Source organism: Methylobacterium sp. EM32 (genome assembly GCF_040593685.1).
Classification (GTDB): Bacteria; Pseudomonadota; Alphaproteobacteria; order Rhizobiales; family Beijerinckiaceae; genus Methylobacterium.
This window is the reverse complement of the sequence record NZ_JBEXZS010000149.1, coordinates 62199-76759: the sequence shown is the minus strand read 5'-3', so window position 1 is coordinate 76759 and position 14561 is coordinate 62199. Positions and strand designations below refer to the sequence as shown.

Annotated in this window: 12 protein-coding genes; 10 read left to right on the top strand and 2 right to left on the bottom strand. The window is 69.5% G+C overall.

Annotation, left to right across the window (positions count from 1 at the left end):
- Positions 1-458: 458 nt before the first annotated feature.
- Positions 459-1616, bottom strand: a complete 1158-nt coding sequence (gene ccmI, locus ABZT49_RS20405; RefSeq protein ID WP_355288469.1) for a c-type cytochrome biogenesis protein CcmI — start codon at positions 1614-1616, stop codon at positions 459-461.
- 122 nt (positions 1617-1738) lie between these two features.
- Positions 1739-3505, bottom strand: coding sequence for an SLC13 family permease (locus ABZT49_RS20400; protein WP_355288467.1), 1767 nt, complete (start codon positions 3503-3505; stop codon positions 1739-1741).
- 190 nt (positions 3506-3695) lie between these two features.
- Between ABZT49_RS20400 and ABZT49_RS20395 the strand changes: the two genes are divergently transcribed.
- The 10 genes from ABZT49_RS20395 (at position 3696) to odhB (ending at position 14319) form a co-directional block, all read left to right on the top strand.
- A complete protein-coding gene (locus ABZT49_RS20395) occupies positions 3696-4292 on the top strand; it encodes a Uma2 family endonuclease (RefSeq protein ID WP_355288465.1) in 597 nt (198 codons plus the stop codon).
- A 61-nt stretch (positions 4293-4353) separates the two neighbouring features.
- Positions 4354-4911, top strand: coding sequence for a DUF533 domain-containing protein (locus ABZT49_RS20390; protein WP_355288463.1), 558 nt, complete (start codon positions 4354-4356; stop codon positions 4909-4911).
- Between the two features lie 143 nt (positions 4912-5054).
- A complete protein-coding gene (locus tag ABZT49_RS20385; protein WP_355288475.1) occupies positions 5055-5702 on the top strand; it encodes a TetR/AcrR family transcriptional regulator in 648 nt (215 codons plus the stop codon).
- A 250-nt stretch (positions 5703-5952) separates the two neighbouring features.
- Positions 5953-6915, top strand: a complete 963-nt coding sequence (gene mdh / locus ABZT49_RS20380) for a malate dehydrogenase (RefSeq protein WP_048452823.1) — start codon at positions 5953-5955, stop codon at positions 6913-6915.
- Positions 6916-6993: 78 nt separating this feature from the next.
- On the top strand, positions 6994-8190 hold the full coding sequence (gene sucC, locus ABZT49_RS20375) for an ADP-forming succinate--CoA ligase subunit beta (RefSeq protein WP_355288461.1): 1197 nt from the start codon (positions 6994-6996) through the stop codon (positions 8188-8190).
- Positions 8191-8222: 32 nt separating this feature from the next.
- A complete protein-coding gene (locus ABZT49_RS20370) occupies positions 8223-8447 on the top strand; it encodes a hypothetical protein (protein ID WP_355288459.1) in 225 nt (74 codons plus the stop codon).
- Complete coding sequence (locus ABZT49_RS20365) at positions 8437-8856, top strand: PIN domain-containing protein (protein ID WP_355288457.1); 420 nt, start codon at positions 8437-8439, stop codon at positions 8854-8856. The genes ABZT49_RS20370 and ABZT49_RS20365 overlap by 11 nt, the downstream gene beginning before the upstream one ends.
- A 25-nt stretch (positions 8857-8881) precedes the next feature.
- Positions 8882-9766 carry a succinate--CoA ligase subunit alpha gene (gene sucD / locus ABZT49_RS20360; protein ID WP_109958687.1) on the top strand — a complete coding sequence of 295 codons (885 nt, stop codon included), beginning with the start codon at positions 8882-8884 and terminating at the stop codon, positions 9764-9766.
- A 229-nt stretch (positions 9767-9995) separates the two neighbouring features.
- On the top strand, positions 9996-12950 hold the full coding sequence (locus ABZT49_RS20355) for a 2-oxoglutarate dehydrogenase E1 component (RefSeq protein ID WP_355288455.1): 2955 nt from the start codon (positions 9996-9998) through the stop codon (positions 12948-12950).
- Between the two features lie 85 nt (positions 12951-13035).
- On the top strand, positions 13036-14319 hold the full coding sequence (gene odhB, locus ABZT49_RS20350; protein ID WP_355288453.1) for a 2-oxoglutarate dehydrogenase complex dihydrolipoyllysine-residue succinyltransferase: 1284 nt from the start codon (positions 13036-13038) through the stop codon (positions 14317-14319).
- Positions 14320-14561 lie beyond the last annotated feature (242 nt).

Below are 14561 nucleotides of genomic sequence, written 5' to 3'. Positions count from 1 at the left end.
GGCGGGGGAGGGGTGTGGCGAGGGTCATGCGCGGCGTCTCCCAGGGGCGGCCGGCGCGGAGCCGGCTCTGTTGGTTGTCGGTGTATAGCAGAGCTTGCGCGGCGGTGCCGAGACGGGCGCAGCCGTGAACTCTCCGCCTCTGCGCAGGACCGTCCGGAGAAAGAAGTGGCGCGGGTTTCCCCTCTCCCCGCGGGCGGGGAGAGGGCCGTGTTCCTGTTCAGGGAATACGGCAAGCGGAGGCGCAGCCGGAGCGAGGGTGAGGGGGTGTTTCCGGAGGAGCCTCCTCCGGCACCTCCCCCTCACCCTTGCGGCGAACCTGCGGTTCGCTGCTCCCTGAGCCCCTTCGGAGCTCAGGCCTCTCCCCGCCCGCGGGGAGAGGGGAAACCCGCGCCATTTCTTTTCCCCGGACAGCCCTGCAGCAGAGGGGGGAGGGGTCATGCGCCCGGCCGTCGCGATCCTCACGGTGCCGCCTTCGCCGTACTCACTCCCATCTCGCGGGCGGCCTCCTCCACCGGCACGAGCTTGGCTGCATCGTTCCCGAGCGCCGTCCGCGCCTGGGCCAGGACCTCCTCGGCCTTCGGTCGCTCGCCGAGCACCCCGTAGGAGCGCACCAGCCGGGCCCATTCCTCCGGCGTGCCGCCTTGCGCGGCGAGTCGCTGGGCCAGCCCCTCGACCATGCCGCGGACCATGCCGCGCTGCTCCTCGCTCATGGCGGGTCCCTTGGCGGGTCCCGTCGCCGGCTTGACGCTGGGGGGTGGCGCGGTGCCGTCGAGGCGGGCGAGGCTGTCGCGCACCATCGGCAGCCAGGGCGCCTCGGGCGGCGCTCCCGCCGCGAGCGCGGCGTAGCGGGTGCGGGCCTGGGTGCGGTCGCCGTCCTGCTCGGCGGCGCGGGCGAGGTAGAATTGCGGCTTGACCGCGTTGGGATCCTGCTTGAGCGCCCGCTCGAAAGCGTCGCGGGCCTTGGACGAGACGACCCCGTCGCCCGTCGCCACCAGGGCCTCGCCGTAATCGGCGAGCCGGGTCGCATCCTCGCCGAGCAGCCTGAGCGAATTCTCGTAGGCCTTGATCGCGTCCTCGCCGCGGCCGACGCGCAGGTAGACCGGGGCGAGCACCGCCCAGCCGCGGCCGTCCTCCGGCGCCTTGGCGAGATGCGCCTCGATCTGCGCCACCGCCGCCGCGAGGTCGTTGCCGGCCGATCGCGCATGGGCCAGGCGCTCGGCCTGGGGCTGGGCCGGCAGGTCCGGCGAGCCGTACATGCCGTAGACGAGGAGAGCCACCAGCGGCACCGTCGAGAGGGCGAAGGCGGAGGCCGCGCGGCGCCGGCGCAGGGCCGGCTCGCCGACCGCACCCGCGACCCGGCCGGGCTCGCGGCTCGCCCGCAGCAGGCGGCGCGCAGCCTCGGCCCGGGCTGCCTCGGCCTCCGGCTCGGCCAGGAGCCCGCGGGCGGCGTCGCGGTCGATCTCCCGCAGCTGGTCGCGGTAGAAGCCGGTCTCGGTGGCGATCCGTGCCTCGCCCTCCGGCACGGCCGCGAGCGCGAGGCGGCGTGACATCGGCCAGAGCAGGGCGAGCACCGCCAAGCCGGTCATGAGCGCGAAGATGAACCAGATCGCCGTCATGCCACTTCTGTATCCCCCGGGCCCGGGAGACACGATTCTGGCCCGTGGCGACACGGTGTCACGTACGGACAATCCCTCAAGGAATGACCTTTCGGGAAATCGGGGTTCTCACGGGCTCCGCCTCACCGCGGCGCCACCGGCCAGAACAGGCTGATCAGCAGCGTGCCGACCACGATCACCATGAGCGAGAGCGGCAGGCCGAGGCGGGCGTAGTCGCCGAAGCGGTAGCCGCCCGGGCCCATCACCAGGGTGTTGCACTGGTGACCGATCGGGGTGAGGAAGTCGCAGGCCGCCCCGACCGATACGGCCATCAGGAACGGGTCCGGGTTGAGCCCGAGCTTCTGGGCGAGGCTCGCGCCGATCGGCCCCATCACCAGCACCGTCGCGGCGTTGTTGAGGAACGGCGTCACCGCCATCGCGGCGATGAGCAGGAGGCCGATCGCTGCAATCGGCGGGACGCTGTGCATCAGGCCCGACAGGTTGCTGGCGATGAGGTCGGTGCCGCCGGTCGCCCGCACCGCGTCGCTCACCGGGATCAGGGCGCCGAGCAGCACGATCACCGGCCACTCGATCGTCTCGTAGGCCTCGTGCATGGTCATGACGCGCAAAAGCAGCAGCAGCACCGCCGCGCCGAAGAACGCCATCGCCACCGGCACGAGGTGGAGCGCGACCAGCGCCATCGCGCCGGCCAGCACTGCGATCGGGATGTAGCTGCGGCGGCTGTGGCCGAGCGCGAGCTTGCGCTCGGCGAGCGGCAGCAGGCCGAATTCCGACAGCACCTCGGCGAGCCGCTCGGGAGGAGCACGCAGCACCACTACGTCGCCGGCGCGCAGGCGCACGCTGCCGATGCGCCGGGTGATCGCCGCGCCGGAGCGGCTCACCGCGAGCAGCGCCGTGCCGTGGCGCCCGGCGAGGTCGACGCCCGCCGCGGTGGTGCCGGCGAGCGCCGAGCCGTCCGGGATCACCGCCTCGATCACCGCGACCTCGCCCGCAGAGCTCTGCGCGCCGACGAGGGTGAGCTTGGCCCGCGCCACCAGGCGCTCCAGGTCCTCCGGCTCGCCGTCGAGGAGCAGGATGTCGTCGGCCTGGAGCCGCCAGTCCGGCTCCGGCACGTAGCGGCGGAATCGCTCGCGGATCACGGTCGCCACCGTCACGTCGCCGTCGCCGAGCGCCTCCAGTTCGCCCACGGTGGCGCCGACGAGCGGCGACTCCGCCGAGAGGCAGGCCTCGGTGGTGTAGGCCTCGATCCGGAAGGCGTCCGCCAGCGAGCTCCCCGGGCGCCGGTCCTTCGGCAGCAGCCGGTAGCCCACCGACAGGAAGGCGAGGCCCGCCACCGCGAGGCCGAGGCCGACGGGCGTGAAATCGAACATCCCGAAGGGCTCGCCGACGACGTCGGCCCGGACCTTGGCGACGATGATGTTGTTCGACGAGCCGACGAGCGTGACGAGGCCGCCGATCAGCGAGGCGAAGGACATCGGCATCAGGAGCTGCGAGGCCGACGTGCCGGTCTTGCGGCCGAGCTGGATCGCCACCGGCATCAGGATCGCGAGGGCCCCGATGTTCTTGGTGACGACCGACAGGCCCATCACCGCGCCGGCGAGCGCCGGCACCTGCTGGCGGGGCTTTCGCAGGTAGGGCAGGAACGGGCGCATCGCGCTCTCGATCACGCCGGAGCGGGAGACGGCGGACGAGATCACCAGCGCGCTCATCACGATGATCACCACGTCGTCGGCGAAGCCGTCGAACGCCTTCGACGCCGGCACCAGCCCGAGCGCGACGCCGGCGACGAGGGAGAGGAGCGCCACGAGGTCGTAGGGCAGACGCCCCCAGACGAAGAGCAGCACGGTGACCCCGATGAGGCCGAAGGCGAGGCCCTGGTCGAGGGTCATGCGCGAGGTCTGCGGACGAGGAGGCAGGGGCGGGTCATGCGGGGCGGCGGTCCTGCTGCGTGGTATCGAGCCTCCCTAGATTGGGTGGGACGCGGCGGCGCCCAGGGCGATCTGGGTAAGAGTTTGCACGCCCGCCCTTGCGCACAGGGTGATGCGGGCTAGGCTCGGCACCGCCCCGGGAGAGCCCATCATGGAAGACCGCGTCCACCGGCCCGACCGGCTCTCGATCGCCGAGTTCGACCGCTTCGTCGACGCGCAGCGCGACGAGCGCGACTGGGAACTGATCGACGGCGACGTCGTCATGATGACGAACCCGACGGAGAACCACGAGCAGATCGCCGGCAACATCGGCGCGCCGCTGAAGCTCGCGATGGATGCTCAGGGCTGCCGCAGCTACCAGGGCGGGATGCGGGTGCAGCGCGACGAGCACGGGCAGGGCCGTGACAAGCCCAAGCCCGACATCGTCGTGCGCTGCGGGCCACGGCAGAACCGGACCTTCGTCACCGATCCGCTGGTCGTCGTCGAGGTGCTGTCGCCGAGCACCATGGACCGCGACCGCGGACCCAAGCTCGCCTTCTACAAGACGCTCCCGACGCTCCGGCACATCGTCCTCGTCTATCAGGACCAGATGCGGGTGGAGCATTACCGGCGCGAGCCGGAAGGTTGGGTCTGCGACGTGCTGACCGCGCCGGACCACGCCCTGCAGTTCGAGGCGGTGGCGTTCGAGATCGCCCTCGACCGGGTCTATTTCGACGTGCCGGTCCTGTGTCCGATCCCAGGGGGCTGATCCGGCGGAGCCTGGCAACCCATCGCACGTTGATGCCCGACCGCGAGACCCGAGACCCCGCATGAGCTTCGCCTTCCTCACCCGCGCCTTCGGGCGCGACGCGACCGACGCGGTCGAGGAGCCGGAGGCCGCCCCGGCCCGAGTCTCGCGGCGCGACCGGCGGGCGGGGCGCGCGGACGCGGTGGTGACCGAGGCCCTGGCCCAGAAGGTGCTGCACGCCTTCCTGCAGAACCGCCACCAGACCCTGGTGCCGCTGACCCTGAACCTCCGGGTGCTGGAGCCGGGCCAGCGCGACCTCGTCATCCAGGCGATGGCGGCGGCCTTCCTGGCGCAGGGGCGCCGGCAGGACCCGGCCCCGGTCCGCGACGCGCTCGCCCGGATCAGCGCGGCGGAGGCCGAGCGCCAGCGCCTCGACAAGGCGCTCGCCGCACCGCTGGCGCTCGGCGACCTCCTCGACGCGATCCTGGACGCCGATCTCGGCGCCTACGCCTACGTCGCCTCGCTGCTCGCCGTCGACCAGCGCCGCAGGGTCAACCAGCTGTATCTGGCCTATCTCGCCGAGCGGCTGGGGCTGGCCGAGGACGTGGTGTCGAGCCTGCACCGACGCTACCGGGTCTGATACTGCGTCTTTTGCGGCGCCGGCCCGGGGCTTCTCCTGCCGCCGGCCCGCCGCTACCCTGGCGGGATCGTCGAACGACCGGTCCCATCTTGTCCCCGAGTTCCATGCCCCGCAGCCGCTCCGGCGCCCAGTCCCGCGATGAGATGTCTCCGGCGGACGGGCCGTTTCCCGCCGCCCCGGTCTCCCGCGCCCGGCCGGCGCCGCTCTCCGCCGACGCGCGGCTGCTCGCCATCGCCGCCGACCACCTGCGCCGGCTCGGCCACCGGCAGGTCACGGTGGTCGGGGTCGCGGCCGAGGCCGGCATGACGCATGCCAACGTCTACCGCTACTTCCCGTCGAAGACCGCCCTCGTCGACGCGGTGGCCGGCCGCTGGCTGCGCGAGGTCGAGGCCGAGCTCGGCGCCATCGCGGACGCGCCCGACCCCGCCGACGACAAGCTCGAGCGCCTGCTGCTCGCGCTGGCCTCGATGCAGCGCGAGGTGCTGACGCGGGACCCGCACCTGTTCGCGGTCCACCGCGACGCCACGGTCGAGTCGCGGCCGATCGCCCGGCGCCACCGCGGCCGCCTGCGCCAGCTGGTCGAGCGGGTGATCGAGGAGGGGATGACTGCCGGCACCTTCTCGCTCCGCGACCGCGAGCGCGGCATCGCCTTCATCTTCGACACCAGCCACCGCTTCCTGCACCCGGTCTCGATCCAACTCGACGCCGAGGTTCCCCGCGACCTGATCGAGGCCCGCCTCGGCGCCGTCATCCGGGCGATGCTGCGGATCCTGCGCATCGGGACCCTGTAGGGCTGATGACAAACTTACAAAAATGTAACCCGCGGTGGAGCATCGCGGCAAAAGATTGATTCGATTGCTGAATTCAAATCGCGCGACGAGCCGCGAGCGCGGCGTTAGCGCTGCCCTGGCGCGCCGCGCAAGGCCTTCGGGTTGTCGGCCCCGGCTTTTTTCGCCAAAGAGGCACCCGCCGGCGCGGGCTCCTCGCGAGCGGACCCCGGCCCCCGACGGTTCCACCACACCGCGAAGGATCGGTTCACACATGGCACGCAAGAAGATCGCGCTCATCGGCGCTGGACAGATCGGCGGCACGCTCGCGCACCTCGCCGGCCTCAAGGAGCTGGGCGACGTCGTGCTGTTCGACATCGCCGACGGCGTGCCGCAGGGCAAGGGCCTCGACATCGCCGAGTCGGCCCCGGTCGACGGCTTCGACGCCAAGTACTCGGGTGCCAGCGACTACAGCGCCATCGCCGGGGCCGACGTGGTGATCGTGACCGCCGGCGTGCCGCGCAAGCCCGGCATGAGCCGCGACGACCTGATCGGCATCAACCTGAAGGTGATGGAAGCGGTCGGCACCGGCATCAAGACCCACGCCCCGAACGCCTTCGTGATCTGCATCACCAACCCGCTCGACGCGATGGTGTGGGCGCTGCAGAAGTTCTCCGGCCTCGACCCGAAGAAGATCGTCGGCATGGCCGGCGTGCTCGACTCGGCCCGCTTCCGCCACTTCCTGGCCGAGGAGTTCCAGGTCTCGGTCGAGGACGTCACCGCCTTCGTGCTCGGCGGCCACGGCGACGACATGGTGCCGCTGGTGCGCTACTCGACGGTGGCCGGCGTGCCGCTGCCCGACCTCGTCAAGATGGGCTGGACCACCCAGGAGAAGCTCGACGCCATGGTCGAGCGGACCCGCAAGGGCGGCGGCGAGATCGTCAACCTGCTCAAGACCGGCTCAGCCTTCTACGCACCGGCGGCCTCGGCCATCGCGATGGCCGAGAGCTACCTCAAGGACAAGAAGCGGGTCCTGCCTTGCGCGGCCCACCTCACCGGCCAGTACGGCGTCGACGGCCTGTTCATCGGCGTGCCGATCGTGATCGGCGAGAACGGCGTCGAGCGCATCGTCGAGGTTGAGTTCTCCGGCGAGGAGAAGGCGATGTTCGAGAAGTCGGTCAATTCTGTGAAGGGCCTGGTCGAGGCCTGCAAGGGCATCAACGGCGCGCTGGCGTAAGGCCTGACAGGCGGCGCGGGGAGATCCCGCGCCGCCTTCCCGCCCGCCCCGCCTGACGAAAAGAAAGCTTGTCGCCCCATGAACATCCACGAGTATCAAGCCAAGGCCGTCCTCAAGGAGTTCGGCCTGCCGGTCTCGAACGGCCGCGCCATCTTCAAGGCCTCCGAGGCCGAGGCCGCCGCCAACGAGCTCGGCGGTCCGCTCTGGGTCGTGAAGTCCCAGATCCATGCCGGCGGGCGCGGCAAGGGTAAGTTCAAGGAGGCCGAGGCCGGCGAGAAGGGCGGCGTGCGCCTCGCCAAGTCGGTCGAGGAGGTCAAGACCTTCTCCGAGCAGATGCTCGGCCGCACCCTCGTGACGGTGCAGACCGGCGAGGCCGGCAAGCAGGTCAACCGCCTCTACATCGAGGACGGCTCGGACATCGAGACCGAGTTCTACCTGTCGATGCTCGTCGACCGCGAGACCGGCAAGGTCGCCTTCGTGGTCTCGACCGAGGGCGGCATGGATATCGAGCAGGTCGCCCACGACACCCCTGAGAAGATCATCACCTTCTCGGTCGATCCGGCCACCGGCGCGATGCCGCATCACGGCCGCGCGGTCGCCAAGGCGCTCGGCCTCACCGGCCCGCTCGCCAAGGAGGCGGAGGATCTGACCACCAAGCTCTACCGGGCGTTCACCGCCAAGGACATGAGCATGCTGGAGATCAACCCGCTCATCGTCACCAAGGACGGGCACCTGAAGTGCCTGGACGCCAAGATCTCGTTCGACTCGAACAGCCTCTACCGCCAGCCGGAGATCGTGCAGCTGCGCGACATCACCGAGGAGGACGAGAAGGAGATCGAGGCCTCGAAGTACGACCTCGCCTACATCGCGCTCGACGGCACCATCGGCTGCATGGTGAACGGCGCCGGCCTCGCCATGGCGACGCTCGACATCATCAAGCTCTACGGCGAGGAGCCGGCGAACTTCCTCGATGTCGGCGGCGGGGCCTCGGAGGAGAAGGTCACCGCGGCCTTCAAGATCATCACCGCCGACCCGAACGTGAAGGGCATCCTGGTCAACATCTTCGGCGGCATCATGAAGTGCGACGTGATCGCCAACGGGGTGATCGCGGCCGTCAAGGCGGTGGGCCTGCAGGTCCCGCTGGTGGTGCGTCTGGAAGGCACCAACGTCGAGAAGGGCAAGGAGATCATCCGCTCCTCGGGCCTCAACGTGATCCCGGCCGACGACCTCGACGACGCGGCGCAGAAGATCGTCGCGGCGGTGCGCAAGGGCTGATACGCGGCGCGGGCTCTGGGGGAACGAGGGCAATGAGCAAGCTGACGATCACTCTCGAAAGTCACGTCATGGCCCTGCTCCAGAACCTGGCCGACGAGCGGAACGCGTCCGTGCAGGAAGTCGCCACCGAGGTCATCGAAGGCGCTCTCGAAGACCAGCGCGAGAAGGCGCGTCAGCGCCTCCTCGCACTGATCGACGCTACGGAAGGCGACGTCGGACCGATCACGTGGAAGCGGGAAGATCTCTATGATCGTTGACTGCTTCATCGACACGAACGTGCTCGTCTACGCGATCTCCGGCGCACCCGACGAGGCCGAAAAGGCGCGCCAAGCCCGCGAGATCGTGGCCCGGCGCAAGTTCGGGACCTCCGGTCAGGTGCTGCAGGAGTTCTTCGTCGTCGCGACCCGCAAGATCCGGCGTGGCATCTCGGTCGAGCAGGCCCTGCAGATCATCGACGAGTTCGACGATCTGCCCTGCGTCCCGACCGATGCTCAGCTCGTGCGCGAGGGGATCCTCGCGTCGCAGCGCTTCACCATCTCGTACTGGGACGGGGCCATCCTGGCGGCAGCCGAGAAGCTCCGGGCGCCCATCCTCTACACCGAAGATCTCTCTCACGACAAAATGTACGGATCCGTCCGCGTCGTGAATCCCTTCAAGGCACATTGAGCCGACAGGCCCCTCAGGAGTCGGAATGTCCATCCTCATCGACAAGAACACCAAGGTCATCTGCCAGGGCTTCACCGGCAAGAACGGGACCTTCCACTCCGAGCAGGCGATCGCCTACGGCACCAAGATGGTCGGCGGCACCTCGCCGGGGAAGGGCGGCGCGACCCATCTCGGCCTGCCGGTGTTCGACACCGTGAAGGAGGCCCGCCACGCCACCGGCGCCGACGCCTCCGTGGTCTACGTGCCGCCGCCGGGCGCCGCCGACGCGATCTGCGAGGCGATCGACGCCGAGATCCCGCTGATCGTCTGCATCACGGAAGGCATCCCGGTCCTCGACATGGTGCGGGTGAAGCGCTCGCTCGAGGGCTCGAAGTCGCGCCTGATCGGCCCGAACTGCCCCGGCATCGTCACCGCCGGCGAGTCGAAGATCGGCATCATGCCGGCCAACATCTTCCGTCCGGGCTCGGTCGGCATCGTGTCGCGCTCCGGCACCCTGACCTACGAGGCGGTGTTCCAGACCACCAACGAGGGCCTGGGCCAGACCACCGCGGTCGGCATCGGCGGCGACCCGGTCAAGGGCACCGAGTTCATCGACATGCTCGAGATGTTCCTCAAGGACGACAAGACCGAGTCGATCGTGATGATCGGCGAGATCGGCGGCTCGGCCGAGGAAGAGGCGGCGCAGTTCATTCGTGACGAGGCCAAGCGCGGCCGCAAGAAGCCGATGGTCGGCTTCATCGCCGGCCGCACGGCGCCTCCCGGCCGCCGCATGGGGCACGCCGGCGCGATCATCTCGGGCGGCAAGGGCGGCGCCGAGGACAAGATCGCCGCGATGGAAGAGGCCGGCATCCGCGTCTCGCCGTCGCCGGCGCGCCTCGGCAAGACCCTGGTCGAGGTCCTGAAGGGTTGAAACGTCCTTTAGGACGCAGATCCCCTTCGCCTCGCGCATGGCAGGCGTGGCGTGCGGGATTTGCCTCTCGCACCCACATCGCAAGCAAACGTCAACTCTCTTGAGTTCGTAACACATCCTCGCGCCCGGCTCCCCGGGCGCCCCCACCGTCGACGGACCGCCATTCTCCCGCCTCACCCGGAGGCGAGACACCGGCCCCCGATCGACCAGCGCGGATAGACAGATCGCCATGGCACGCCAGGACGCGAACGACGCCCTCCTCGGAACCTCGTTCCTCTACGGAGGCAACGCCGATTACATCGAGGAGCTCTACGCGACCTACACCCGGGATCCCAACGCGGTCGATCCCGAGTGGCGCAGCTTCTTCTCCGGCCTGAAGGAGGAGAGCGCGATCGTCGTCAAGAACGCCGAGGGCGCGTCCTGGGCGAAGCCCAACTGGCCGATCGCCGCCAACGGCGAGATCGTCTCGGCCCTCGACGGCAACTGGGCGCAGATCGAGAAGGCGGTCGGCGAGAAGATCAAGGCCAAGCAGGAGGCCAAGGGCCAGGCGGCGGCCCCGGCCGACGTGCTCCAGGCCACCAAGGATTCCGTGCGGGCGATCATGCTGATCCGCGCCTACCGCATGCGCGGCCACCTGCACGCCAAGCTCGACCCGCTCGGCCTGCAGCCGCGCGGCGACCACGAGGAGCTGCACCCGCAGCATTACGGCTTCGCTGAGTCCGACTGGGACCGCCCGATCTTCCTCGATAACGTGCTCGGCCTCGAATTCGGCACCATCCGGGAGATCGTCGCGATCCTGGAGCGGACCTACTGCCAGACCCTCGGCGTCGAGTTCATGCACATCTCCGATCCGGAGGAGAAGGCCTGGATCCAGGAGCGCATCGAGGGCAAGGACAAGGAGATCTCGTTCACCGAGCAGGGAAGGCGGGCGATCCTCAACAAGCTGATCGAGGCCGAAGGCTTCGAGAAGTTCCTCGACCTCAAGTATACCGGCACCAAGCGCTTCGGCCTCGACGGTTCGGAGGCGATGGTCCCGGCGCTGGAGCAGATCATCAAGCGCGGCGGGGCGCTCGGCGTCACCGACATCGTGCTCGGCATGGCGCATCGCGGCCGCCTCAACGTGCTCGCCAACGTGATGTCGAAGCCGTTCCGGGCGATCTTCCACGAGTTCAAGGGCGGCTCGGCCTCCCCGGCCGAGGTCGAGGGCTCGGGCGACGTGAAGTACCATCTCGGCGCCTCGAGCGACCGGGTCTTCGACGGCAACACCGTCCACCTCTCGCTGACCGCCAACCCCTCGCATCTCGAGATCGTCGATCCGGTGGTGCTCGGCAAGGTGCGGGCGAAGCAGGACCAGGCCTCCGACGAGCAGCGCACGAGCGTGCTGCCGCTCCTCATCCACGGCGACGCCGCCTTCGCCGGCCAGGGCGTGGTGGCGGAGTGCCTCGGCCTGTCGGGCCTGAAGGGCCACCGCACCGGCGGCTCGATCCACTTCATCATCAACAACCAGATCGGCTTCACCACCGATCCGCGCTTCTCGCGCTCCTCGCCCTACCCGTCCGACGTGGCGAAGATGGTCGAGGCGCCGATCTTCCACTGCAACGGCGACGACCCCGAGGCCGTCACCTTCGCGGCCAAGATCGCCACCGAGTACCGGCAGAAGTTCCACAAGCCGGTGGTGATCGACATGCTCTGCTACCGCCGCTTCGGCCACAACGAGGGTGACGAGCCCGCGTTCACCCAGCCGAAGATGTACCAGATCATCCGCAAGCACCCCTCGACGCTCGAGACCTACAGCAAGCGGCTGACCGAGAGCGGCGTGGTGAGCCAGAAGGAGCTCGACGACCGCAAGGCCGAGTTCCGCTCGACCCTCGACAGCGAGTTCGACATCGCCACCGCCTACAAGGCCAACAAGGCCGACTGGCTCGACGGCCGCTGGTCGGGCCTGAAGGCGGTGCGCGAGGACGAGGACGACCCGCGCCGCGGCCGCACCGGCGTGCCGGCCGACACCTTGCGGGCGATCGGCCAGGCCATCACTACGGTGCCGCAGGACTTCCACCTGCACCGCACCATCCGGCGCTTCCTCGACAACCGCGCCAAGGCGATCGAGACCGGCGAGGGGCTGGACTGGGCGACCGCCGAGGCGCTCGCCTTCGGCTCGCTCCTCACCGAAGGCCACCGGGTCCGCCTGTCGGGCCAGGACGTCGAGCGCGGCACCTTCTCGCAGCGCCACTCGGTGGTGATCGACCAGGAGAACGAGGAGCGCTACACGCCCCTCAATCACATCAAGGACGGCCAGAGCCGCTACGAGGTCATCAACTCGATGCTCTCGGAGGAGGCGGTGCTCGGCTTCGAGTACGGCTACTCGCTCGCCGAGCCGAACTCCCTGGTGCTGTGGGAGGCGCAGTTCGGCGACTTCGCCAACGGCGCGCAGGTCGTGGTCGACCAGTTCATCAGTAGCGGTGAGCGCAAGTGGCTGCGCATGTCGGGCCTGGTGATGCTGCTGCCGCACGGCTACGAGGGCCAGGGTCCGGAGCACTCGTCCGCTCGCCTGGAGCGCTATCTCCAGATGTGCGCCGAGGACAACATGCAGGTCGCCAACTGCACGACGCCCTCGAACTACTTCCACATCCTGCGCCGCCAGCTGAAGCGGGACTTCCGCAAGCCGCTGGTGCTGATGACCCCGAAGTCGCTGCTGCGTCACAAGCGGGCGGTCTCGACCCTCTCGGACATCGCCGAGGGTTCGACCTTCCACCGCGTGCTGTGGGACGACGCCGAGAAGGCGCAGGACGGCGTGAAGCTGGTCAAGGACGACAAGATCCGGCGCGTCGTGCTCTGCTCGGGCAAGGTCTATTACGACCTCTACGAGGAGCGCGAGAAGCGCGGCATCTCCGACGTGTACCTGATGCGCGTCGAGCAGCTCTACCCGTTCCCGCTGAAGTCCCTCGCCACCGAGATCTCGCGCTTCCGCAACGCCGAGGTGGTGTGGTGCCAGGAGGAGCCCAAGAACATGGGCTCGTGGGCCTTCGTCGATCCCTACCTGGAGTGGGTCCTCAACCAGGCCGGCTCCGCCTCCAAGCGTCCGCGCTACGTCGGCCGCCCGGCCTCGGCCTCGACCGCCGTCGGCCTGATGTCGAAGCACCTCGACCAGCTCCAGGCCTTCCTCAACGAGGCCCTGGCGGTCTGATCACCCTTCACCGGCGCCCCTCGCGGGGCGCCGCCTGATCCTTTCTTTCGGGCGACGACCACCGCCCCAACCCCTGACGGAAGACATGGCCACCGAAATCCGCGTCCCGACGCTCGGCGAGTCCGTGAGCGAGGCCACGATCGGCCGCTGGTTCAAGAAGCCCGGCGACACCGTGAAGGCCGACGAGCCCCTGGTCGAGCTCGAGACCGACAAGGTCACCCTGGAGGTCAACGCCCCGGCCTCGGGCCAGCTCGGCGACATCGTCGCCAAGGACGGCGAGACCGTGGAGCCCGGCGCGCTCCTCGGCTCGATCGTCGAGGGCGGCGCTGGCGCCGGCAACGGCGCGGCCGCTCCCAAGGCCGAGGCCCCCAAGGAGGCCCCGAAGGCTGCCGAGGCGCCCGCCAATACTTCTCCTGCAAAGTCCTCGTCGGCGTCTTACGGCAGCCACGGCGACGCCGCCCCGAAGGGCCACTCGGCCGGCGACAACGGCCCGGCCGTCGCGCGCCTCGCCCAGGAATCCGGTGTCGATCCGTCGTCGGTGAAGGGCAGCGGCAAGGACGGCCGCGTGACCAAGGGCGACATGCTCTCGGCGATCTCGTCGGGCGCCTCCTCACCCGCCCCGGCCCCGGCCCCGCAGGTCGCCCGCGCCCCGTCGGCTCCGGACGATGCCTCCCGCGAGGAGCGGGTGCGCATGACCAAGCTGCGCCAGACCATCGCCCGGCGCCTCAAGGACGCGCAGAACACCGCCGCGATGCTGACGACGTTCAACGACGTCGACATGGGCGCGGTGATGAGCCTGCGCCAGCAGTACAAGGACGTGTTCGAGAAGAAGCACGGCGCCAAGCTCGGCTTCATGGGCTTCTTCACCAAGGCGGTGATCGGCGCCCTGAAGGACGTGCCGGCGGTGAACGCCGAGATCGACGGCCAGGACATCGTATACAAGAACTACTACCACGTCGGCATCGCCGTCGGCACCGACAAGGGCCTGGTCGTGCCGGTGGTGCGCGACGCCGACCAGCTGTCGATCGCCGGGATCGAGAAGGCCATCACCGGCTTCGGCCGCAAGGCCCGCGACGGCAAGCTGTCGATCGAGGACATGCAGGGCGGCACGTTCACGATCACCAACGGCGGCATCTACGGCTCGCTGATGTCGACCCCGATCCTCAACGCGCCGCAATCGGGCATCCTCGGCATGCACCGCATCGAGGAGCGGCCGGTCGTGCGCAACGGCAAGATCGAGGCGCGGCCGATGATGTACCTCGCCCTGTCCTACGATCACCGGATCGTGGACGGGAAGGAGGCCGTGACCTTCCTGGTGCGGGTCAAGGAGGCCCTGGAGGACCCGGCGCGCCTCGTGCTCGACCTCTAAAGACCAGGAATGCGGCCCCTCTCCCTAGGAGGGGCCGCTCTCCGGGTGAAGGTCAGGGCGCGGGATCCCCTCTCCCGTGTGGGAGAGGGGTAGGGGTGAGGGTGGAGACGGTGCCAGAGGAGACTCCGACCGTTCCGCTGCCAGCACGACGCTCTCAGGTTTACACTGAAGCGCGCCACCCTCACCCCTACCCCTCTCCCACACGGGAGAGGGGATCCCGCGCCTTTTTCGGCCCCATGAAG